A 21,279-nucleotide genomic window follows, 5' to 3' on the forward strand; every position below is an offset into this window, starting at 1 on the left:
GAAGCCCATCAAACGGACTCGCCCCATCGCGATGGGTTTCGCTGCGCTTTACCCACCCTACCTTCCGACGTCATCGCGGGACGAGACCTGCGTCCCAGGATTCCGGGTTCGCACTTTCCGCGCGCCCCGAAGTGACGAGCAAGGGATTACGAGAACGCCTGGATGCCCGTGATGGCACGGCCCAGGATCAACGCGTGGACGTCGTGGGCGCCTTCGTAGGTGTTCACGGTTTCCAGGTTCGCGGCGTGCCGCATCACGTGATACTCGATCTGGATGCCGTTGCCGCCGTGCATGTCGCGCGCCATGCGGGCGATGTCGAGCGCCTTGCCGCAATTGTTGCGCTTCACGATCGAGATCATTTCCGGGGCCATCTTGCCTTCGTCCATGAGACGGCCGACGCGTAAGGAGGCCTGCAGCCCGAGCGCAATCTCGGTCTCCATGTCCGCGAGCTTCTTCTGCACGAGTTGCGTGGCCGCGAGCGGCCGGCCGAACTGGTTGCGATCCAGCGTATATTGCCGGGCGCGATGCATGCAGTCCTCGGCGGCGCCCATCGCGCCCCAGGAGATGCCGTAGCGGGCGCGGTTGAGGCAGCCGAACGGCCCCTTCAGCCCCGAGACGTTGGGCAGCAGCGCGCTCTCCGGAACCACCACGCCGTCCATCACCACCTCGCCGGTGATCGAGGCGCGCAGCGACAGCTTGCCGCCGATCTTCGGCGCGGACAGGCCCTTCATGCCCTTCTCGAGAATGAAGCCGCGGATCTGGTTGTCATGGGCGGCGGACTTCGCCCACACCACGAACACGTCGGCGATCGGGGCGTTCGAGATCCACATCTTGCTGCCGGTCAGCCGGTAGCCGTCGGACACCTTCTCGACACGGGTCTTCATGCCGCCGGGGTCGGAACCGGCATCGGGCTCGGTGAGACCGAAGCAGCCGACCCATTCGCCGGTCGCGAGCTTCGGCAGGTATTTCTTGCGCTGGCTGTCGTCGCCATAGGCATAGATCGGATACATCACGAGCGAGGACTGCACCGAGTTCATCGAGCGGTAGCCGGAATCGACGCGCTCGATCTCGCGCGCCACCAGGCCATAGGCCACATAGCTCGCGTTGGCACAGCCATATTCCTCGGGCAGCGTGACGCCGATCAGCCCGAGCTCGCCCATCTCGTTGAAGATCTCGCGATCGGTCTTCTCATCGAGATAGGCCTTGATCACGCGCGGTAACAGCTTCTCCTGCGCGTACGCACGCGCGGTGTCACGGATCATGCGCTCGTCTTCGGTAAGCTGCTCGTCGAGCAGGAACGGATCGTCCCACTTGAAAGAGGCCGCGGCCGGCTTGTCCTTCGCCTGAGGGCGTACACTCATGGGTTATCCTTTCGCTTCAGACTTTAACGGAATTGACATCCAAATTAGATCGCTCTCGGCCCAAGCGCAATTGCGTTGCCTTCCTGCTGTTCCGACGTCATCCCGGGGCACGCGAAGCGCGAACCCGGAAATCTCGAGATTCCGGGTTCGATGCTTCGCATCGCCCCGGAATGACGGTGCTAGAGGTAACGACGCTCACATCTCCAGCCGCTCATTGGAGACGATTTCGATTCCGAAACCGGACAGGCCCTTGTAGTCATGCACCGAGGAGGTGAGATTGACGATGGAGGTCACGCCGAGATCGCGCAGGATCTGCGCGCCGACGCCGACCTCGCGCCATTGCGTATTACGATCGACCTCGGCCGTCTTCCGCCCGTCCACCGGCTCGACCGGAACGCCGGCCGCGCCGTCGCGCAAATACACCAGCACGCCGCGACCGGCCTTCTGGAAATGCTGCAGCACCGCCTGCATGCGCACCGAGCCGGTGAACAGGTCCTTCACGATGTTGGGCTTGTGCAGCCGGGTCAGCACCTTCTTGCCGTCGCCGACGCCGTTATAGACAAAGGCGGCATGGGTGATCTCGTCGAAAGGCGAGCGGTAGGCATAGCCCTGCAGGGGACCGATCGGGCTCTCCATGGTGAAGGTCGAGACCCGCTCGATCAGCTTCTCGCGCGCCTGGCGGTAGGCAATCAGGTCGGCGATGGTGACGTGCTTCAATTTGTTCGCGGCGGCGAAACGGGCGACCTGCGCGCCCTTCATCACCGTGCCGTCGTCGTTCATCAATTCGCTGATGACGCCGACCGGCGGCAGGCCTGAGAGCTGGCAGAGATCGACCGCAGCTTCCGTGTGGCCGGAGCGGAACAGCACCCCGCCCTCGCGCGCGATCAGCGGAAAGACGTGACCGGGCCGCGCGAAGTCGTCGGCGCCGACATTGGGATTGGCCAGCGCGCGGCAGCAGGAGGCGCGCTCCTCGGCCGAAATGCCGGTACCGCCATCCGGCTTGTAGTCGATCGAGACAGTGAACGCCGTGGTGTGCGCGGAATCGTTATGCGCGACCATCGGATCGAGTCGCAGCCGCCGCGCCTCCGCGCCCGTAACCGGGGCGCAGACGATGCCGGAGGTGTGGCGTATGATGAACGCCATCTTTTCCGGCGTGCATAGCGACGCGGCGACGATCAGATCGCCCTCGCCCTCGCGATCGTCGTCATCAGTCACGACGACCAGTTCGCCCTTGGCAAAGGCTTCCAGAACTTCCTGAATCGTATCGGCCATGGTTTGCAAAATCTCGCTTATCTGGCCCGGAGGATTAGCCGGAATGGGAACCCTATGCCAGCCCAATGATGCAGGGCCGAATGTCCCCGCAGAATGCCTGTTCTGCCGGAGCCCGACATTTTGGAAAAATCATTGACGAGCTCCGCTCTCCCTCGCCAAGGTTGCTCCCAACCAAGAATATAGGGAGACGCCCGTCCATGACCTCGACTGCCTTCGACTTCACGCCCCTGCTGCCCGCGGGGCTGCCCGCACCTGCGGCAAAATGGACGGGGCTCGCAAAATTCAGCTTTGTCGGAGGTAACAATGATCCCGACCAGGTGCCGGTAAACGGCCTGATCGCAGCCGTCGATGCGGCACTCCGCCGCGAGGGCCGAGGGCTCGCCACCTATAACCTCGCCCACGGTCCGCAAGGCTACCACCCCTTGCGCGAATTTCTCACAGCGAAATTGAAGCGCGATGCGGCCATCACCTGCAACGCCGACGACATCATGATCGTCTCGGGCTCGCTGCAGGCGCTCGACCTCGTCAACCAGACCCTGCTCGCGCGCGGCGACACAGTGATCGTGGAGCAGGAGACCTATCAGGGATCGCTGAACCGGCTGACCCGGCTTGGCGTCAACGTGGTCGGCATCCCGCTCGACGGCGATGGCATGCGGATGGACGCCCTCGCCACCGCGCTCTCCGACCTCAAGGCACGCGGCATCCGCCCCAAATATATCTACACCATCCCGACCGTGCAGAACCCCACCGGCTCGATCATGCCGGAGGTCCGCCGCGCCGAGTTGCTCCGGCTGTCGGAAGCCTATGGCGTGCCGATCTTCGAGGACGATTGCTATGCCGATTTGATCTGGGACGGCAAACGACCGCCCGCGATCCACGCCATGGCGACAAACAGCGGCGTCATCCATATCGGCTCATTCTCCAAGTCGATTGCGCCGGCGCTCCGCGTCGGCTTCGTCGTCGCGCCCTGGGAGATCATGTCGCGCATGCTGGCGCTCAAGACCGATGCCGGCTCCGGCGCGCTGGAACAGATGGTGCTCGCCGAATTCTGCGCGCCGCATTTTGCGACCCACGTGCCGGAGCTGACGCGCGCCTTGCGCAAGAAGCTCGACACGCTGATGGAGGCGCTGAACGAACAATTCGGCACTGCGGCCGAGTTCGAGTCCCCCAAGGGCGGTATTTTCCTCTGGGTCAAGCTGCCTGACAATGTCGATACGCTGAAGCTGTACCAGGCTGCGCTCGCCAGCGGCGTCTCGATCAATCCGGGCCCGGAATGGTCGACCAATAGCAGCCATTCCAGGAGCCGCCTGCGGCTCTGCTTCGCCAGCCCCTCGCACGCCCAGATCCGCGAAGGTATCGCCGTGCTCGCCGACGTCTGCCGCCGCGAATTCGGGGTACCGGTCAGGATCGCCAATGTGGAGAAAGCGCGGGGTTGAGACAGATTGTCTCTGACTAGCACGATCTCTCATCACCTCTCCTCAGCGCGGAGAGGTGACCCGCGGCAGCCACCTGCCCATTGCGGTCCCATGCCGGTCCGTGCGAGGAGATGACATGACAGGCATCTCCCGCGCCGCACGGGCCCTATGAAAACGATCTTTTTCGACCTCGACGGAACGCTGACCGATCCAAAGATCGGCATCACGCGATCGATCCAGTATGCCCTGGAACAACTGGGCCGCGGCGTGCCGCACCAGGACGAGCTGACTTGGTGCATCGGCCCTCCCCTGCATGCAAGCTTCGTCAAGCTGTTGGGTGAGAGCAGTCTCGCCGATCGGGCCCTGCTGCTGTACCGCGAGCGCTTCGGCGATGTCGGAATGTTCGAGAACGCCGTCTATGCCGGCATTGAGGGCACGCTTGCGTCGCTCGCCGACGGCAGCCGCCGGATGTTCGTCGCGACCAGCAAGCCCCATGTCTATGCCAGGCGCATCATCGAGCACTTCGAGCTGGACTCGTATTTCGAGCAGGTGTTCGGCTCGGAGCTGGATGGCACGCGCGTCGACAAGACCGAACTCTTGCAATACGCGCTGCGGACGACGGGCATCGATCCGGCGGAGGCGCTGATGGTGGGCGACCGCAGCCACGACATCGTCGGGGCGAGGAACAACGGATTGCGCACGCTCGGCGTGCTCTACGGTTACGGCAGCCGGGATGAGCTGATGCAGGCCGGTGCGCACGGGCTCTGTGCAGCGCCCCCCGATATCCCCAGGCAGGCGGTCCAACGGTAAATACGGAAAAGCTATTTGCCTTGCGCTGTGCGATATGGTCGAAACCGGTACGAAACTGGGACGGCCATCGGTGGTGCACGTCGTTAACAGGCGAAACTGCGCCTCTGCGCGGCTCGCGGCGGCACTCGCCGGTCTCGCGATCAGCGGGCTGGCGGCCGCGCAACCGGCGCGCGCGGATGATGCCACATCACCCTCAGCCCCACCTCCCGATAAAAGCGGCTACACCCTCTTCAACCCGACGCCCGATGACGAGTTGCGGAAGTTCACGCCGGACCGCCCGGCAAAGGGCTTTTCGGTTCGCACCGTGGATGCCGGCCATGTCGAGATCGAGACCGATTTCGTCAATACCACTTATTCGAACTATCAGGGCACGATCACCCGCAGCATCCAGGCGCTCGACCCGACCGTCAAGCTCGGCGTGACCAACTGGATGGATGTCGAGGTCCAGTTCAACGGCCTGCAATATTCGCGTCTGTTCGACATCGCTTCCGGCCGCAATACGTTCGCGGGCACCGACTTTGGCGACGTGTTTCTGCGCAGCAAGATCAACCTGTTCGGCAATGATGCCGGGCCAGCAGGCTTTGCGCTCATTCCCTATGTCAAGCTGCCGTCATCGGCGCCGTTCATCAGCAACGGGGCGGTGGAAGGTGGCCTGATCGCGCCGTTCGCCCTGCGCCCGGAGGACTTCATCATCACCCTGATGACCGAAGTCGACGTGCTGAAGACCGCCACCGGCAACGGCCGCTACACCAATTTCGTCAACCTGATCGGCGTCAGCCACCCCGTCCCCGGCCTCGACGGTGCCAATGCAGTGGTCGAGCTCTTTTCATCCACCGGCACCGACCCGGCAACGCCGCCGGTCTACACCTTCGATCTCGGCGCAAATTACAAGCTCGACGAGCACACCATTGTCGATGTCGGCCTCAATCTCGGCCTGAACAAGACTTCACCGAAAGCGCAGATCTATTCGGGGATCTCGTTTCGGTTCTAAAGCGTTTTCGAGCGAAGTGGACACCGGTTCGCGTGAAGGAAACGCGTCAAAACAAGAATCTAGAGCTTCGGTTCTGATTCAATCAAAACCGAAGCTTTAAAACCAGCTCTCCCAACACGCGCCTCCCAGTATTGAGACCGCCTCGGCGCCGCGCAGCGCTTGAGCGATGCGCAGCAACAGGACGATGGAAACATTGCCTGTGCCGCCCTCGATGCGGGCGATGTAGCGTTCGGAAATGTCCGACCGGCGCGCGAGCTCGCGCCGCGACAGGCCCCGACGCAGGCGCGTCGAACGCACGCGGTCTCCGAGCTGTTTCAGAAACAGGCTTTCGGAATAGGTGAGAGGCCGGCCGTCGAGCGAGACCCGGGCGGTTGGACCGGAAAGCACCGATGCAAGCGAGGACATTGGCTGGTTGGTCAAGTGTGGTTGGTCAAGTGTGGCCGTGGAGTTCGATCGACATCATCGGCAACGCCGGGGCTTCCGCATTGATGCGGATCAAATTCGCGGTAAGCCCGCTAACAGCCTACCGGGGAGCGATAGATCGCCCCTGCGCTCTCGCCAAAATTCCGACATGTGCGTCCGCGAGTGGATGCTGGACTTCGTCGAACGGCAGGACGGACAGGGGGACGCAAGACGTGAACCGACGCTTCATCCGGCTCGCGCTGGGACTGACTTTGCTTGGAAGCTGTGCATCTTCTGCATTTGCCGATGATCCGATCGCCGAGACCGTGCGCCAATTCGGGCTGCTGGGACCGTGGTCGATCGACTGCTCGCTGGCGCCGGATCACGCCGACGGCACGGTGCTGGCCTATGAGATCGGCCCCGACGGCGGCGTTCTGTTCCGCCGCGACTTCGGCGACATCAAGGACGAGAACCAGGTGCTGGCGGCCGAGGTGTCGACCGATGGTCTGTTGAAGCTCGAGGTCTACTTCCCCACGATCAGGCAGAAACGCGAATACGGCTTGATGATGCTCGAGGATGGCACTCTGCGCGCGATCTATAACCGTAGCGAGAAGGGCGAATATTCCATCAAGGACAGCAAGATCGTCGCCACCAGGAGGCCCACGTCCGTGCAACACAAATGCGAGTGAGCGACGCCACAGCGGCATGGCGGACCGAACAAAAGCGCTGGTGTAAACGATCAGGATTTGAGCTTTCGGTCCGACTTGGTTACCTGCCTTCAGGCCACGGCCTGGGCAATGAAGTTGCGGACGATCTTCGAGGTCTCGCCACGCCGAAACGCCAGAGCCAAGTGCACGATTGGAGCGTCCCCTTTGACCTCACGATAGGTGACGCCCGTTACATGAAGCTGGCGCATTGACGCCGGCACGAGCGAAAAGCCAAGCTCAGCTGCCACCAAGCTGACGACAGAGCTGATCTGCGGCGCGGATTGCCCGAGGGTCGGCTCGAAGCCTGCCCGCCGACAGGCCCTGATCACGGTGTCAACCCAAGCCGATCCGCGTTGCGTCAGAATGAGCGGATCCCCCTTCAGCCGGATAAGATCGATCTCATTCGACTTCGCCACCGGATGGTTTGCAGGCAATACGACGAGCATCGACTCGTTGGAGAGACGCCGGAACTGCAGATCGTCCCCGCCCTCATCGGGGCGCAGGAACACCGCGTCCAGTTCCCCTTCCCGAAGGTCAACAACGAGGCGGGATGTGTTTGCTTCCTCCAGTGTCAGATGCACATCGGGGTAAGCTCGTCGAAACGATCGGATTGTCGAGGTGACAACCGGATTAAACGGTGCCGAGTTTGTAAAGCCCACCCGCAATGAGCCGATTTGACCCCGCGCAGCTCTTTGCGCGGCTCGAATGGCGCGCTCCGCCTGCATGGGCATGACCCGTACGTTCTCTAGAAATGCGCGCCCTGCCTCGGTCAGTTCGGCACCTTGGGGAATGCGATGGAAGAGCAGAGCCCCGACTTCGGCCTCAAGATCTTTGATCTGTTGGCTCAGCGGCGGCTGCCCGATTCCAACGCGCGCAGCGGCGCGTGTGAAGTTTTGCTCCTCGGCAACCGCGAGGAAGTAGCGGACGTGGCGCAGTTCCATGCCAGTGCCAAAAGCTATCAAGAACGTATTCGCTATATATTTGACTGCATGTTTATTGAAATCAAATATCGCTTATCCGGGGCCCCGATTGATCTGGATGATCGAAATTGGACCAGAAGCTGAAAGCCCGGCCTGAAAGGCAAGTCCCTGAGCCAGCGGTCAGGAACAAGGAACCTGGTCTCCCGGTTGCTGCACCATCGCTACCCGCGAGACCTGAGTTCGATCGATCACGCGTTCTTTCGCACCGCCAGCACGCGTTGCTGTTTCTGCTCGTGCTTGCGGCGGCTTCCTTCGCGTGGTGGATATCTGGCTATCTGTTTGCCTACACGGACGACGCATACCTGACGTCCGATATCGTATCGATCACGCCGGAAGTAATGGGCCCGATCGAAGCCGTCCATGTGACGGACAACGAATGGGTGGCGCGAGGAACGATTCTCTTTACCATCGATCCGGTTCCCTTCAGGCTGGCTGTCGAGCAGGCGCGCGCGGAGGAGGCCCGCAGTCAGGCGCAGCTGCCGGTTGACCGGGCCCAGCTGCAGGTTCTCGGGGCGCAGAAGCAATCGGCGGATGCCGCAGCCAGGTTTGCCGCGTCAAATCTGCGCCGTGACACGCCGCTTGGCCAGTCCGGTACGATCTCCATCCAGGCGCTCGACCAGACGCGGACCACGGAGGAGCAAAGCGTGGCCCAGCAACATGCGGCCGAAGCCGCCATGCAGAAGGCGAAAGAGACCCTCAGTGTGGATAAGGCTGCCGCCACCTCGGCCCATGCCGCACGTCTTCTCGCCGAATGGCGCTTGAGCCGAACCAAAGTCGTGGCGCCCGTTGACGGCTACGTGACGCATCTTGCCGTTCAATCCGGCGACATGGTTTCCACGAGCCAGGCGGCGGTTGCGATCGTCGATGGAAATGCCTGGCGCGTCGTTGCCAACTACAAGGAATATTATCTGCGACACCTGCGTCCCGGCGGCCTCGCCTGGATCTGGCTCGATAGCCATCCCTGGCATCTCTACCGAGCCCGCATCCAGGGTATCGCGCACGGCATCAGTCGTCAGCCGGGAAGCGAGGCACTGGTGCCTTACGTGTCTCCAACCGTGAACTGGATTCGCCTGGAGCGACGGATTCCAGTTCGTTTCACGCTTCTCGACTCTCCCGGCGGTGACCAGCTCTTCATGGGGGCCGACGCCCGGGTCCTTGTCATTTACTGAAACGAGAGGGTGCAATCGACGATGCCGCTCCTGATATCGGCCCTGCGTCCCATACCGCGAGCGCTGGTACGTGAGCTCAAGTCGCTCGAGCTGTGTGGCCCACGCGCCAGAGAGGCAGCAAAACCGGTGCTCTCGGTGCTGGTCGCTGTCGCGGCGGCCACCGTTCTCAACCTTGATGATCTCTCCTGGGCGGCGTTCAGCGGCTTCATGGTGATGCGTGGCAGTGTCGCCGAGACATTCCCGCGGGGACTAATGCGCATCGCCGGCACTGCCGGAGGAGCGCTCCTGGGCCTCGTGCTCGCGCCCGGGGCGGCGGATGACCCATTGTTGTTGATGGTGTTCCTCTTCTTCGTGTCGTGGGTCGGAACCTTTCAGTCCCTGGCGACCAAATACAGTTATGCATGGCTGTTCTTTGGCCTTACGGCCGGCATGGTAATCACCGAGGCGCTGGCTGCGCCGGACTTGGTCGTACATTTTGCAGCCACGCGAGTGGCAGAAATCACAGTCGGCACGTGCGCCTGCCTTGTTGTTTCAAGCCTGTTCTCAGATACGGCAAGCCGCAAGAAACAACGCGCCAACGGCATGCTCTGGTGCGGACCTCTGCGCGATGTGTTGCATGAGGACTGGTTGCGAGAGCATTGGTCGCTGTTTGAGCATAGTACGCGCGCTGCGCTGGCCGTCGCCTTGCTTCCCCTTGTCTGGCGATGGTTCAGCATTGAGGATTTCTCGCAAACCGCTATCACATCATACGTCATTATGATCGTCCCGGCGACGGCGGCAGGGGAACGTCGATATGCTACGATCCACCAGAGGATGGTCCACAGGACGCTCGGATGCCTCCTTGGTAGCGCGGTCGCACTTATCTCTATTGGTTTCTTCGGCACAGGATTGCCGGTAACCGTCCTTACCCTCGCTGCCGGCACCTGGGTCGGCTACCATATCCAGACAGGACGGGAGATCAACTATCTCGGAACGCAATTCACGCTTGGGCTCCTCATCACTCTTGTTCAGGGACCAGCTCCGATCACCGATATTACCCCTGGGCTGGAGCGTTTACTTGGCATCGCAATCGGCTCCGCCATGCTGTGTCTAACGATCTTCGTTTGGCCGTTGATTGAAGACAGATAGCATCCCCGACGGAAGCTAACCGTTGCCTTCCAATGTCGGCGGACGATTGCTCGCGTATCGCCCCGGGGCGGCCGATCAAACGGAAGGCTGATGATCGAGGGCCTTCGGAAAGCGGGGTTGCCCGAATGAGCCCGCAGAGGTCGAGATTTTCCCGGACTGCGTTCAGCCGCAACATCCGTTTTTCGACGGGTCGTTGTAGCTAGGGGCGCCGTCGTAGTGGGCCGGCGGCGGTGCTGATGCCCAACCCGGAACGGTCGCGAAGCTCGAGGCCACGTTTGGTGGAATGATGACGTAATGGCGCGTGTGATGATGATGCATGGTTGCGGCTTCGGCGGAAGCACTCAGGACGATCGATAGTCCTAAAGCCAAAGCGAAACGCATCGCATGTGCTCCAATACGCCAAGAGGCCGACGGTCCCATTTCGACGATGTTGAAAGATGTTTTCATGTGGATCACTCCTTGATTGATTTCGACTGACGAGCGCGAAGTGCGTCCGTTAGAGTCTTTACGCATTGGGAGCGCCGCCATTACGCAGATCCAGATTTTCGCGGTTCACAACCGTGTGCATGTGGGGAGCGGAATATTTCGCGCCTCGGCGCCTCTAACAGCTCGCGACGGCGTCAACACCTGCATCAGCGGGAGCAGCACTACAAAAGCAGAGACGTGTGGTATCCGCTTTGCGCGAATAGCCGCCGTTGCTCGCAAGTCGGCGGGGTGCTGCACCGCCAGGGAAAGGCGACCTTGCCGCCGGCCACCCACGACACGCTGCCCGACGCCCCGGGCATTCTTGATGTGGCGCGGGCCTTCCTCGAAGGTGCTGCCTCGCTGCCAAGCTGAACGGTTGTTCAGAATTCTTCTGCATTTTCCTGCAGTTCCTTCGGAACGCTGCACCTCGCCGTGGAGTTGACGCTGCATTCAGTTGGAGGAGGACACAATGAAGAAGATTGGATACGCCGTCGCCGCGCTTGGCGCCTTGGCTTTGGCTCTGCCTTCGATCGCGAGCGCCGAGACGGTCGTGATCAAGCGGCACCACTATCACCCGTTCGATGCACGGGCCGAGTATCGCGTGCATCGCGACTACGGCTTCCACGAGGGTTGGCGTCACCGCGACCGCGGCGTGGTTGTCGAGCGTCGGCACGACACATACTGACGTTGAGGCACGACATGAGAATGGCCCCACAAGGGGCCATTCTTTTTGGTGCAATCGCGAAGTCAGGTTTCTCTAATCCCAGTCCGGCCCAAAGCCGGGGCTGACAAAGCGCTTGTCTTTCGGCAGCCGCGCGATCGCCTTGCGGTCGTCGTCGTCGAGCGCAATCTTCAAGGCGTCTAGATTGGCTTGCTGGCTTTCCCTGCGCGAGGCCTTGGGGATTGCGGCGACATTGTCGTGGTCGAGCAGCCACCTCAGCGCGACCTGCGCGGCCGCCGCATTGTGCTTCTTGCCGATGCGGATCAGCGTCTCGTCGGACGCAGCGCGGCCCTGCGCCAGCGGACAATAGGCGATCAGCGGAATCTTCCTGACGTCGAGATAGGCCTTGACCTTGGACTGGTCGAGCATGACGTGATGCTCGATCTGGTTGCAGGCGATCGGCGCCCCGATCTCCTCGACCGTCGTCTTCAGAAGTTTGAGCGTGAAATTGGCAACCCCGATGGCGCGGGTGCGGCCCTCCTCCTTCAGCTTTCCGAGCGTCTTGAACACATCAGGCAAATTCATGCTGCGCGAGGGCCAATGCACCAGATAGAGATCGACTGCCTCCAGCCTGAGTTTGTTCAGGCTCGTATCCAAGGCGCGCCGGATCGCGTCGGGGGCGAGGTTTTCGACCCAGACCTTGGTGGTGACATGCAGATCCCTGCGGGCGATGCCGGACGACGCGATCGCTGCACCGATCGCCTCCTCGTTGGCATACATCTCGGCGGTGTCGATATGTCGGTAGCCCAGCGCCAGCGCGCTCTCGACCGCCGCGCGGCAGGCATCGCCCTGCATGCGATAGGTGCCAAGCCCGAGCCGCGGCAGGTTGATACCCTGAGTTTGCAGATGATCCATGGTCACTCCCCGAAAGCCGGATTTTCAGCGCCGGAAAAGCCGGCACCAATTGCGAAAACAACGATTGAAGATGATTAAGCCGGCGGGACGGCTAAAGCCAGTGTGGCCGGAGCGCGCGAGGCGGATCAAGCCTTCCGGGATCTAGGGGCGGCTACTGGCCTAGCGCTGCCAGGCGCAGATGCCGCCATTGTCGGGATTGCAGGGCCATTTCTGGATGCGGGTGTCCATGGCCTGGGCGTTCAACGGATCGCCGTGCCGGTGCGCAAGACGCGCGCGTGCGGCACCGCGCGGCTTCTCGCCTTGCGCCCGCGCGAGGCGGCCGTCATGGCGTGCAGCGGAGGTCAGCTTGTTACGCACCGGAACGCCCCTCACACGCTCGACCGCGATCTTCCTGGCGTCACTGTGCGGCAATACGCCGGATACGGTATCGCTCTTCGTATCGCTTCTGGCCTCCACCGGTACCGGCGCGAAGGTGCTCACGGGACCCAGCGGCTTCGGCGACAGCAACGCCTTCGACAGGTCGAGGCCCAGGAACTCGTCCGGATGATCATCAGCCGCCGAGGCCACGCTGCACGCGACCAGCGCGGCGCCGACCAGGACCGGGACAATAGCTTTCAGGACCATTCCGGCCTCCTGAAACGTGCAATAAGGAAACTATGCCCTAGTTAGGAAGGCAAGCCGCCGCCTGCCAGACGTAAACATGCCGTCAAGGGTTGCTGTGCGGCCCTGCCGCAGCAGGCAAATTTAGGCATCCGTATTAACGGCTTGAGACCCAAGGGGTTTCAATTGGGCCGATCCTGCCCCGTGGTGGTGCCGACAAAGGCGCTTTCAACGACCTCGCCGATCGGCTGCCAAGTGTAGCCGTCGAACTGCACCAGCCGCATCTGCTTGATCGGGCGGTAGTCGGACGGCCCGGTGTTGATGGAAATACTCGGCAGTGCGACGGAGGGGCTATAATTCTTCAACGCAGTCGCCTGGCGCATGATGTTCTCACGCGACAGGTCATCGCCACATTGCCTCAGCACCTCGGTCAGCGTCTCTGCCGCGGCATAGCCGAATATGGCGTTGCCGTCGGCCCTGTCGCCATCGGGATAATATTTGTCCATGAACGCCCGCCAGGCCTGCATGCCCGGATCGTCTTTCCAGGCGGGATCGCTGGCGTCTTTCAGGAAGGCCGTCGAGATCACGCCGATCGCGTTCTCCAGTCCGGCGGGCCGCAGCGAATGCGCGATCGAGGCCGAGGCATTGTCGAGCATGAGCACCGGATGCCAGCCGATGTCGTTCATGCGCCGCAGCGCCAGCGCCACCATTGGCGGCGCGACATCGAGCAGTACGATCTCTGCGCCCGAGCTCTGCAAGACGTCGACTTGGGCGTCCATCGACTTCTCCGTACCGTCGACCGCGATATCGGAGACGATCATGCGTGACCAGTCACCGAGCCCTTCCTGCAGGCCGCGAAACAGGTCGCGGCCGAACTGGTCGTTCTGCCAGAGCACCGCGATGCGGCGTTCCGGATAGGAGGCCTGGATATAATTGGCGTAGATGCGCCCCTCGGAGCGGAAGCTCGGCGGGAAACCCATGGTCCAGGGGAATGATTTCGGGTGGTTCCATTCGTCGTCGCCTGAAGCGAGGAAGAGCTGTGGGACCTTGCGCTCGTTGAGATAGGAGCGAACCGCGAGATTTTCCGGCGTGCCGAACGAGCCGAACATCAGAAGCACCTTGTCGATCTCGACGAGCTTTTGGGTCTGCTCCCGCGTCCTCACCGGATCCGCGCCGTCATCATAGGAAATGAACCTGACCTTGCGGCCGTTGATTCCGCCTTGCGCGTTGATCATCGAGAAATAGGCAGCTTCGGCCTTGCCGATGGTACCAAAGGCGGCGAGCTCTCCGGTATAGGGCATGACATTGCCGATGCGGATGTCGACGTCGAGGACTTCACCCGCAACGACGGGATTGCCTGACGATACTGCAAGCAGCAGGAGCGCCGCGATTGTTTTGAAACTGATCCGCATCGCAACTGACCTTACGCACGCGCCCCGTGCGAGGCAGCGGAATGCCCTGCCACGCACCCAATTTAAGACGTGCCACCCGACAACATTTTGACCAGCCGGTAAAGATATTCCTCGCCCCGATAGAAAGAGTTGACCGGAACCCGCTCGTCCCTGCCATGGGCGCGGAGGTCGCTGACGTCATTGGCCATGCCGGAATGGCCGTAGGTCGGGATTCCGGCATTGCGCAGATAGCTGCCGTCGGTGGCGCCCGCGCTCATGATGGGAACCACGACCGCGCCCGGCCAGAACTCCGCCGACAGCTTCTCGATCGATCCGAGGATTTCCTCGTTCAGCGCCGAGGGCTGGCTGATCACGCCCTTGTCAATCTGGGTCACCGCGATCTTGTCGTCGGCAAGCACGCGCTCCAGCGTCGCCTTGACCTCCTCGACCGGCTCACCCGGCATGATCCGGCAATTCACCTTGGCGCCAGCCGTCTGCGGCAGCGCGTTTACGGCGTGTCCACCGCTCAGCATGGTGGCGACGCAGGTGGTGCGGAGCTGGGCGTTGTAGCCCGCGCTCTGGGACAGCCGCGCCACCGCGTCCGTGTCCGGCTTGTCCGCCACCATGGCGCGGATGTCGGTCGCGGTCTGGCCGCCCTCGAGCTGCGCGACATGGTCGAAATAGGCGCGCGTGGTGTCGTTGAGGTGTAGCGGGAAGGAGAAGTTCGACAGCCGCACCAGGCCCTCGGCGAGACGGTAGATCGCATTGTCCTTGCGCGGCACCGACGAATGGCCGCCGCGGTCGCGCACCTCGAGCGCAAAGCTCACCGAAACCTTCTCGGTGGTCTGCACGGACACGCGGGTCGCCTTGCCGTTCTCCAGGCCGACGCCGCCGCCCTCGTTGAGCGCGAACTCGGCGTCGATCAGGTCGCGGTGGTTCTTGATCAGCCATTGGATGCCGAGCGCGTTGGCATCGAGGATCTCCTCGTCCGTTTCCAGCGCGACGATGATGTCGCGGTCGGGCTTGTAGCCCTCCTGCTTGTAGCGGATCAGGTTGGTGACGAAGGCCGACGCCATGTATTTGTCATCGCTTGAGCCGCGCGCGTAGAAGTAACCGTCCTTCTCGGTCAGTTTGAACGGATCGACCGACCAGTCCTCGCGCAGCGCCGGCACAACGTCGAGATGCGCCAGCAGCAGGATCGGCTTGCGCGCGCCGCTGCCATGCAGCCGCGCCACCAGATTGCCCTTGTGAGGTGCCGGCGAAAACACCTGGACGTCCTCATCCGGAAAGCCCGCAGCCGCGCCGCCATCGCCTGCGCCGCGAGCAGCGTGTCGCCGGTCGCGGTCGTGGTGTCGATCTCGACCAGCTCCTTGTAGATGTCGCGGGCGAATTGCTGCTGCGGGCTCAGCTCGTCCGCCTGGACAGGTGCAGCGAACACAAGCGCGACAAGCGCGGTCGAGACCAAGGCAAGGTGGGCGGCGGATCGGGACATCGGAGACTCCGGTCAATGAACTCTGAACAATTTGTGGCTGCAGCCGCGTGCATTGGCAAGCCGGCAAGCCCAATCGTTTGTGCAGGCGCGGACCGCCTATTTCGCATTCTTCACCGCGATCACCTCGATCTCGACCAGGAAGCCGGGATTGGCAAGCGCTGCGACGCCGACCACCGAGCGCGCCGGCAGATTGGGCTGACTGCCGCCGAAGAACTGGGTGTAGCCCTCCATGAATGCCTTGAAATCCATCGGCGCCGAGGCGCTGTGCACCAGGAACACCTGCATCTTGACCACGTCGCCCATGGAAAGCCCAAGGCCCTCCAGGATGGACTTGATGCGGCTGAGGGAGCCGATGGTCTGAGTCTTGGTGTCGCCATAGGCGGCCGGGGTGGCGGGATCGGCATCCTTGCTGACGACGGGCGGCACCTGGCCGCTGATGTAATAGGTCGTGACGTTGCCCGGGACCTCGACCGCCTGCGCGATCGGGAAGGTGGAGTTGGGAATAGGGTGCCTGACGACATCGGCGGAGGCAGCGTCGAAGGCCGATAGCCAAGCGAGAAGCGCTATCGGCGCGGTCAGGAATCTGGACTTCATCAGGTTCTCCTGCTCTTGATGGGGTGGCCGGGCGATGTCGGCAAAAGCATATTGGATCAGTTTGACATAGATTTGAGAACTCGGATTTGAGAACTCGGATTTGAGATCCGGATTTGCAAAAAAATGAAGCAGCGGGCGTTCTTTCTGAAGGATTGGCGCGCGCAGCAGTCGGATCGTTTATGATCGGGCGGAGAATCACCCGGAGATCGCCCGCCAGGGCCGTCTCGAAACGCTTGAAATCATGGACCGTCGCGACCGTCAGGCCATCGCCGAGGCAGTGGAAGCCGCTCCTGCGGCGGCCGTGGGCGTTACCCTCTACCAGACCGTTCTCGGCCATTTGCGTGCGGGGCGGCATCTGGACGCCCGGCTCAGCTGCCGGCAGGCGCTTGAACGAGATCCTGAAAACGCCGAGACTCTGCATCTCATGGCGCTGGTCTGCTTCAACGCCGGGCAGTTCGACCATGCCATCGAATGGATTTCGCAGGCGATCCGAAAAGACCCGCGGCCGGCCTATTTGACGCTGCTTGGCACCGCGCTGCTCAATCTCAGGCGGCACGACGACGCGCTGCTTGTGTTCGACAAGGCGGTGCAGCTCAGGCCGGACGACGCATCGCTGTGGAACAATCTCGGCAACGCCTGCATCGAGAGCAACCGACTTTCGGACGCGATTGCCAGCTTTCAGCGCGCGCTTGCGATCGATCCCGTCCATTGGGATTCGGCGTATAAGGCCGGCGTGATGTTGCAGCAGCAGCGGCGTTTCGACGAAGCGTTGGCCTGTCTCGACATCTGCAAAAGGCTGAAGCCGGACGATGCCCCGACACTGCACATTCGCGCGATGGCGCTGCATGGCCTCAAGCGGTTCGACGACGCCTTGAGCGACAACCGGCGTGCGCAGGCGCTCGATGCGCAAAATCCCCATATTCAAAACAATCTCGGACGTGACCTCGCGGAGCTCGGGCGTCCCGAGGAAGCCTTGAGCTGGTTCGATTCCGCCCTGAAGGTGCGGCCCGATTTCGTCGAGGCGCTCAACAACAAGGCCTTCGCGCTGACCCAGCTGCATCGCTTCGATGAGGCCGTCGCCGTCTATGGCCGCGTCAGACACATCGATCCTGAGAATGCCCAGGCCACCTGGGACCTTGCGCTATTGAACCTGCTGCTGGGGAATTTCGCGGAAGGCTGGGCGGGACGCGAGGCGCGCTTTCGGCTGCCCTCGCATGCTGCGCCCTACCCGAAATTCCGCCAGCCGTTATGGCTCGGCGAGGGCGATATCGCCGGCAAGACCATCCTGCTCTATGCCGACGAGGGACTTGGCGACACCATCCAGTTCGCGCGCTATTTTCAGCCCGTTGCCGCGCGCGGCGCACGCGTCGTTGTCGCGGTTGCGGACGCGGTCCGTCCGCTGCTTTCCGGCATTTCCGGCGTCGCGGAATGCGTGTCGAAATCAGGCGCGCTGCCGGCCTTCGATCTGCATTGCCCGATCTCGAGCCTGCCGCTGGCCTTCGCCACCACGCTTACGACGATTCCGGACGGGTTCGGCTATCTTCCGCCTCCGCCGGCCGATCGCGTGCAGGCCTGGGAAGACCGCCTCGGCTGCCGAAACCGGCTGCGCGTGGGCCTCGTCTGGTCAGGCAATCCCCGGCAAGCGAACGACCACAACCGATCAATGCCGCTTGCGACACTAGCCAGGATCCTCGACGTCGATGCCACCTTCGTCAGCCTGCAGAAAGAGCCGAGGCCGCAGGACAAGGCCGCGCTGGCCGAGTCCACCATCATCGACGTTAGCGCGGATCTCACCGATTTTGTGCAGACGGCCGCACTCGTCTCCTGCCTCGATCTCGTGATCACGGTCTGTACCAGCGTCGCCCACCTCGCCGCGGCCCTCGGCCGTCCAACCTGGGTTCTCTTGTGCCACACGCCAGACTATCGCTGGCTGCTCGATCGCGACGACAGCCCCTGGTATCCGAGCGTTCGCCTGTTCCGGCAGAACGAGGCCCGCGACTATGCGAGCGTGGTCGAGCGGGCGCGCGCGGAGCTCGCCGCGCTCGTCGCGACAAAAAATTAACACGCACTCCGAACAGGCTTAGACTGCGCGCTACATCGGGCGCCAGGAATCAGCAGCTGGAATCGGCAGCCAGGAATCCAGCAGCCAACAAGCGGTACCTCAGCATGAATCGAACACGACCTCACACCCTCGTCCGAACATTGGCCTGGATCACCCTGGCCGCGGCAGTCTCAATGGCCGCGCCTGCGCGTTCCCAGACCTACGATCCGAACTACCCGGTCTGCCTTCAGGTCTATGACGACATGGTGCACTACTATTTCGAGTGCGGCTATACATCGATCCCACAGTGTCAGGCGTCGGCATCCGGCCGGGCCGCCCAATGCGTGGTCAATCCGTATTATGCCAAGCCCCAACCCAAGCCAGGCCGGCGCAAGAAGCGGACGCAGCCATCTTAAACTTGAGCCAGTTCGAGTCGGGAACGGGACGCTCCTGCACCTCTCCCCGCTGGGGAGAGGTGACGCCTAACGGCGATTAACCGAACCTCATTTCGTTTCGCGCGACACTACAGCATGATCCGGAAAAAGTGTGTAGCGGTTTTCCGAAAAGATCATGCTCAATCAAAGACCTAAAGCGCGATGACGATTCAACCAAACCTCATCGCGCTTTAGCTCCAGCCGGTGCGCCACGGCACGGCTACCTGCGCGCGCTCTGCACGTCCCTCGCAGTGACCGCATCCTGATAGCTGTTGCCGAAATGCGTGCGCAAATAGTTCACGACCGCCGCGATCTGGTCGTCGCTCATCATCTCGCCAAAGGGCGGCATGGCGCGGCGGCCGTTGAGCACGAGATCGATCGCATAGCCGCTCGCTTCGAGATTGCGGTTGGCGACGAGCGACGGATAGCTGCCGGCGCCGCTCGCTCCCATCGCATCGACCATGTGGCAGCCGCGGCACACATTGACGTAAAGCTCCTCGCCGCTCATTTCGACGAAGCGATAGCCTGATGAGAAGGTGTGGCTTTTCGGGGCTAGGGAATCGTCCGCGCCCTGCGCCGGCCAGATCAGCTGCAACGACAGCGCCGCCAACGCCACGCCTGCGGCCTGTCTCATACCGGTCTTGGCGTGCCACATGGTCTTGGCGTGCCACATCATGTCTTGATCACCCGCTCATGCAGCCGGCCGATGGCATCAAGCGAGGAGAGGATCGCGCCTTCCTGCCAGGCTGGCAGCGCTGAGGCGTGCTCGCCCGCGAGCAGGATGCGGCCGTCAATCTCGCACAGATTGCGATAGTGCTGCTTGCGTGCCTCCTCCGACCAGTAGCCGGCGCAGCCAAGCGTGAACGGCACCCGATGCCAGGCGACCGCGATGCCGTTCTCGAACTCCGACTTGTATTGCGGATGGATCGCCGCGCCGAACTCGACCGTGCGCTCCACGCGTTGATCCGGTGGCATGGCGGTGAACTCGAAGGAGTTGGCGCCCTCGAACAGGTAGGCGCCGAGCAGGACGCCGCGCCCGCTTTTGTTGAAGCCAGTGTTGGGATAGCCGATCTGTCGGATTGGAAGATCGGTGTAGCTGATGCCGCCATAGATCGCGTCATCCTCCTCCCAGAACCGCCGCCTGAACTGCAACCCGACCTTCACGGATCCCGCATAAGGCACGGCGTCGATCGCCGCCTTCATCGTGGCACCCACATTGATCGGCAACTGGCTCAGGATCGACAGCGGAATCGTGCACAGGCACCAGTCGGCGGTCGCCTTCTGCGGTTGTGCGGGATCCCTGGCATCGACATAGGTCACGGTGACGCCGCGGTCATTCTGCCAGATCTCCGTGACCTTGGCATGATAGCGAATGACATCGCCAACCTCGCGCGCAAACGCCTTCCCGATCATGTCCATGCCGCCGACCGGCTGGAACATCGTGGTCTGGAAATTGTAGCTGGCGAAATTCTCCAAATACCGCCACAGCCGCGACCTCAGAATATCCGACAACGCCAGCGGGTCGCTCGGCAAAGGCGCGGCCGACAGCCCGCCACCCGGCGGCTTGGCATAGCCGCGATATTCGGACGCGAGCAGGCTCGCTTTGTACTTGAAGTCGCGATCGAGTGCGCCCCAGGATTTCAGCGCGAGCAAAAGGATTTCCTTGTCCTCCTTGGAGACGACCTCGTCCAGCTTGCCCTGGCCTGCGACTTTCGCCAACAACTCCGAAATCTGGCCCTGGAAATCGGCTTTCACCGTGCGGATCCGCTGCGGCACACCGCCGAAGGCGCGCGAGGCATGCAAGTACGCGTTGTGATTGAGCTGGATAAAGGGTTCGAGCATCACGTTAAGCCGCTTGCAGTAATCCAGCAGCGCGCGGTGATGATAGGGAATCCGCCACGGCCCGGGGTTGAGGTAGAGGCCGTCGTCGAAGGCGCAGGTCTGCTTGAAGCCGCCGAGTTCGACGAAAGTATCGCCACCGCGCAGCGTCCAGTTGCGTCCACCGGGGCGACCGTTGAACTCCAGCACCTGAACCTTGTAGCCGGCCTTGCGCAGCTCCAGCGCCGCCGTCATGCCGGCGAGACCCGCGCCGAGAATGAGCACTGAGGCGCCTTTCGGATCGCCTTCCAGCCGGATTGGCCCTTCGTAACGGGATTCCGAGGCGAAACCGAGCGCCGTCATCGCGTGGTACATCGCGGCGCTGCCGGCCATCGTGCCGATCAACGAGAGCAGGTCCCGTCGCCGGACCGTGAGAGGCTCATCCTGCATCTGATCTTCGATCGCCCCAAACCTGTGGGCGACAAAAGAAACGGCTCACGCCGCGTCTGTCAAGAAAACGCTTCGGTGCGTGCTCTGCACAACACGCGTTCTTGATGGAGACATTTGACTAAGGTCGATTGCGCGCTCCTCTTCCCGCGAAGAGCGGGCACAGGAAGATTAAATTAATAAGCC

21 protein-coding genes are annotated in these 21,279 nt (G+C 62.3%); 9 read left to right on the forward strand and 12 right to left on the reverse strand.

What is annotated here, in order from left to right:
* Positions 1–146: 146 nt before the first annotated feature.
* Both A3AI_RS0100185 and ribB read right to left on the reverse strand, forming a co-directional pair.
* Entirely contained in the window at positions 147–1,361 is a 1,215-nt protein-coding gene (locus A3AI_RS0100185; protein WP_024513623.1) for an acyl-CoA dehydrogenase, read from the reverse strand.
* Positions 1,362–1,556: 195 nt separating this feature from the next.
* A complete protein-coding gene (gene ribB / locus A3AI_RS0100190; protein WP_024513624.1) occupies positions 1,557–2,633 on the reverse strand; it encodes a 3,4-dihydroxy-2-butanone-4-phosphate synthase in 1,077 nt (358 codons plus the stop codon).
* A gap of 197 nt (positions 2,634–2,830) precedes the next feature.
* Between ribB and A3AI_RS0100195 the strand changes: the two genes are divergently transcribed.
* From A3AI_RS0100195 to A3AI_RS0100205, 3 genes are all read left to right on the forward strand, one after another.
* Positions 2,831–4,069, forward strand: coding sequence for an aminotransferase-like domain-containing protein (locus A3AI_RS0100195; protein ID WP_024513625.1), 1,239 nt, complete (start codon positions 2,831–2,833; stop codon positions 4,067–4,069).
* Positions 4,070–4,216: 147 nt separating this feature from the next.
* On the forward strand, positions 4,217–4,858 hold the full coding sequence (locus tag A3AI_RS0100200; RefSeq protein WP_024513626.1) for an HAD family hydrolase: 642 nt from the start codon (positions 4,217–4,219) through the stop codon (positions 4,856–4,858).
* A gap of 70 nt (positions 4,859–4,928) precedes the next feature.
* A complete protein-coding gene (locus A3AI_RS0100205) occupies positions 4,929–5,849 on the forward strand; it encodes a transporter (protein WP_198030039.1) in 921 nt (306 codons plus the stop codon).
* Positions 5,850–5,945: 96 nt separating this feature from the next.
* On the opposite strand, the gene A3AI_RS41925 is transcribed toward A3AI_RS0100205, so the two are convergent.
* Positions 5,946–6,254, reverse strand: a complete 309-nt coding sequence (locus tag A3AI_RS41925; RefSeq protein WP_024513628.1) for a helix-turn-helix domain-containing protein — start codon at positions 6,252–6,254, stop codon at positions 5,946–5,948.
* 230 nt (positions 6,255–6,484) lie between these two features.
* On the opposite strand from A3AI_RS41925, the gene A3AI_RS0100215 reads away from it, so the two are divergent.
* On the forward strand, positions 6,485–6,940 hold the full coding sequence (locus A3AI_RS0100215) for a hypothetical protein (protein WP_245286794.1): 456 nt from the start codon (positions 6,485–6,487) through the stop codon (positions 6,938–6,940).
* 89 nt (positions 6,941–7,029) lie between these two features.
* Here A3AI_RS0100215 and A3AI_RS0100220 read toward each other — a convergent pair whose 3' ends face one another.
* Positions 7,030–7,899, reverse strand: a complete 870-nt coding sequence (locus A3AI_RS0100220) for a LysR family transcriptional regulator (RefSeq protein WP_024513630.1) — start codon at positions 7,897–7,899, stop codon at positions 7,030–7,032.
* Between the two features lie 257 nt (positions 7,900–8,156).
* Here A3AI_RS0100220 and A3AI_RS0100225 point away from each other — a divergent pair, with 257 nt between their 5' ends.
* Together A3AI_RS0100225 and A3AI_RS0100230 are read left to right on the forward strand one after the other, a co-directional pair.
* On the forward strand, positions 8,157–9,107 hold the full coding sequence (locus tag A3AI_RS0100225) for an HlyD family secretion protein (RefSeq protein WP_024513631.1): 951 nt from the start codon (positions 8,157–8,159) through the stop codon (positions 9,105–9,107).
* 21 nt (positions 9,108–9,128) lie between these two features.
* Positions 9,129–10,235 carry an FUSC family protein gene (locus A3AI_RS0100230; protein WP_024513632.1) on the forward strand — a complete coding sequence of 369 codons (1,107 nt, stop codon included), beginning with the start codon at positions 9,129–9,131 and terminating at the stop codon, positions 10,233–10,235.
* Positions 10,236–10,397: 162 nt separating this feature from the next.
* Here A3AI_RS0100230 and A3AI_RS47150 read toward each other — a convergent pair whose 3' ends face one another.
* Entirely contained in the window at positions 10,398–10,682 is a 285-nt protein-coding gene (locus tag A3AI_RS47150; protein WP_156927581.1) for a hypothetical protein, read from the reverse strand.
* Between the two features lie 487 nt (positions 10,683–11,169).
* Between A3AI_RS47150 and A3AI_RS0100240 the strand changes: the two genes are divergently transcribed.
* A complete protein-coding gene (locus A3AI_RS0100240; RefSeq protein ID WP_024513633.1) occupies positions 11,170–11,385 on the forward strand; it encodes a hypothetical protein in 216 nt (71 codons plus the stop codon).
* A 72-nt stretch (positions 11,386–11,457) separates the two neighbouring features.
* Here A3AI_RS0100240 and A3AI_RS0100245 read toward each other — a convergent pair whose 3' ends face one another.
* The 5 genes from A3AI_RS0100245 to A3AI_RS0100265 form a co-directional block, all read right to left on the reverse strand.
* Positions 11,458–12,276 (reverse strand): aldo/keto reductase, encoded by an 819-nt coding sequence (locus tag A3AI_RS0100245; protein ID WP_024513634.1) that lies wholly within the window; start codon positions 12,274–12,276, stop codon positions 11,458–11,460.
* Between the two features lie 159 nt (positions 12,277–12,435).
* Complete coding sequence (locus A3AI_RS0100250) at positions 12,436–12,900, reverse strand: hypothetical protein (protein ID WP_024513635.1); 465 nt, start codon at positions 12,898–12,900, stop codon at positions 12,436–12,438.
* A gap of 158 nt (positions 12,901–13,058) precedes the next feature.
* Positions 13,059–14,288, reverse strand: a complete 1,230-nt coding sequence (locus A3AI_RS0100255; protein ID WP_024513636.1) for an ABC transporter substrate-binding protein — start codon at positions 14,286–14,288, stop codon at positions 13,059–13,061.
* A gap of 62 nt (positions 14,289–14,350) precedes the next feature.
* Complete coding sequence (locus tag A3AI_RS41930; protein ID WP_198030040.1) at positions 14,351–15,535, reverse strand: M20/M25/M40 family metallo-hydrolase; 1,185 nt, start codon at positions 15,533–15,535, stop codon at positions 14,351–14,353.
* A gap of 320 nt (positions 15,536–15,855) precedes the next feature.
* On the reverse strand, positions 15,856–16,353 hold the full coding sequence (locus tag A3AI_RS0100265) for a RidA family protein (RefSeq protein ID WP_024513637.1): 498 nt from the start codon (positions 16,351–16,353) through the stop codon (positions 15,856–15,858).
* A gap of 241 nt (positions 16,354–16,594) precedes the next feature.
* Here A3AI_RS0100265 and A3AI_RS0100270 point away from each other — a divergent pair, with 241 nt between their 5' ends.
* Together A3AI_RS0100270 and A3AI_RS0100275 are read left to right on the forward strand one after the other, a co-directional pair.
* Positions 16,595–18,415, forward strand: coding sequence for a tetratricopeptide repeat protein (locus A3AI_RS0100270; protein ID WP_024513638.1), 1,821 nt, complete (start codon positions 16,595–16,597; stop codon positions 18,413–18,415).
* Between the two features lie 104 nt (positions 18,416–18,519).
* Positions 18,520–18,810 carry a DUF3551 domain-containing protein gene (locus A3AI_RS0100275; protein WP_084800790.1) on the forward strand — a complete coding sequence of 97 codons (291 nt, stop codon included), beginning with the start codon at positions 18,520–18,522 and terminating at the stop codon, positions 18,808–18,810.
* A gap of 238 nt (positions 18,811–19,048) precedes the next feature.
* Here A3AI_RS0100275 and A3AI_RS45900 read toward each other — a convergent pair whose 3' ends face one another.
* Positions 19,049–19,504, reverse strand: a complete 456-nt coding sequence (locus A3AI_RS45900; RefSeq protein ID WP_245286795.1) for a c-type cytochrome — start codon at positions 19,502–19,504, stop codon at positions 19,049–19,051.
* Positions 19,501–21,096, reverse strand: a complete 1,596-nt coding sequence (locus A3AI_RS0100285; protein ID WP_024513641.1) for an NAD(P)/FAD-dependent oxidoreductase — start codon at positions 21,094–21,096, stop codon at positions 19,501–19,503. The genes A3AI_RS45900 and A3AI_RS0100285 overlap by 4 nt, the downstream gene beginning before the upstream one ends.
* Positions 21,097–21,279: the final 183 nt, after the last annotated feature.

The sequence above is a fragment of the Bradyrhizobium sp. Tv2a-2 genome (assembly GCF_000472425.1).
Classification (GTDB): domain Bacteria; phylum Pseudomonadota; class Alphaproteobacteria; order Rhizobiales; family Xanthobacteraceae; genus Bradyrhizobium.

Bases quoted from the DNA above. Each gene is read 5' to 3' on its own strand.
- A3AI_RS0100185 (WP_024513623.1), bottom strand. From the start codon at position 1,361: ATGAGTGTACGCCCTCAGGCGAAGGACAAGCCGGCCGCGGCCTCTTTC.
- ribB (WP_024513624.1), bottom strand. From the start codon at position 2,633: ATGGCCGATACGATTCAGGAAGTTCTGGAAGCCTTTGCCAAGGGCGAA.
- A3AI_RS0100195 (WP_024513625.1), top strand. From the start codon at position 2,831: ATGACCTCGACTGCCTTCGACTTCACGCCCCTGCTGCCCGCGGGGCTG.
- A3AI_RS0100200 (WP_024513626.1), top strand. From the start codon at position 4,217: ATGAAAACGATCTTTTTCGACCTCGACGGAACGCTGACCGATCCAAAG.
- A3AI_RS41925 (WP_024513628.1), bottom strand. From the start codon at position 6,254: ATGTCCTCGCTTGCATCGGTGCTTTCCGGTCCAACCGCCCGGGTCTCG.
- A3AI_RS0100220 (WP_024513630.1), bottom strand. From the start codon at position 7,899: ATGGAACTGCGCCACGTCCGCTACTTCCTCGCGGTTGCCGAGGAGCAA.
- A3AI_RS0100230 (WP_024513632.1), top strand. From the start codon at position 9,129: ATGCCGCTCCTGATATCGGCCCTGCGTCCCATACCGCGAGCGCTGGTA.
- A3AI_RS47150 (WP_156927581.1), bottom strand. From the start codon at position 10,682: ATGAAAACATCTTTCAACATCGTCGAAATGGGACCGTCGGCCTCTTGG.
- A3AI_RS0100240 (WP_024513633.1), top strand. From the start codon at position 11,170: ATGAAGAAGATTGGATACGCCGTCGCCGCGCTTGGCGCCTTGGCTTTG.
- A3AI_RS0100245 (WP_024513634.1), bottom strand. From the start codon at position 12,276: ATGGATCATCTGCAAACTCAGGGTATCAACCTGCCGCGGCTCGGGCTT.
- A3AI_RS0100250 (WP_024513635.1), bottom strand. From the start codon at position 12,900: ATGGTCCTGAAAGCTATTGTCCCGGTCCTGGTCGGCGCCGCGCTGGTC.
- A3AI_RS0100255 (WP_024513636.1), bottom strand. From the start codon at position 14,288: ATGCGGATCAGTTTCAAAACAATCGCGGCGCTCCTGCTGCTTGCAGTA.
- A3AI_RS0100265 (WP_024513637.1), bottom strand. From the start codon at position 16,353: ATGAAGTCCAGATTCCTGACCGCGCCGATAGCGCTTCTCGCTTGGCTA.
- A3AI_RS0100270 (WP_024513638.1), top strand. From the start codon at position 16,595: ATGGACCGTCGCGACCGTCAGGCCATCGCCGAGGCAGTGGAAGCCGCT.
- A3AI_RS0100275 (WP_084800790.1), top strand. From the start codon at position 18,520: ATGAATCGAACACGACCTCACACCCTCGTCCGAACATTGGCCTGGATC.
- A3AI_RS45900 (WP_245286795.1), bottom strand. From the start codon at position 19,504: ATGATGTGGCACGCCAAGACCATGTGGCACGCCAAGACCGGTATGAGA.
- A3AI_RS0100285 (WP_024513641.1), bottom strand. From the start codon at position 21,096: ATGCAGGATGAGCCTCTCACGGTCCGGCGACGGGACCTGCTCTCGTTG.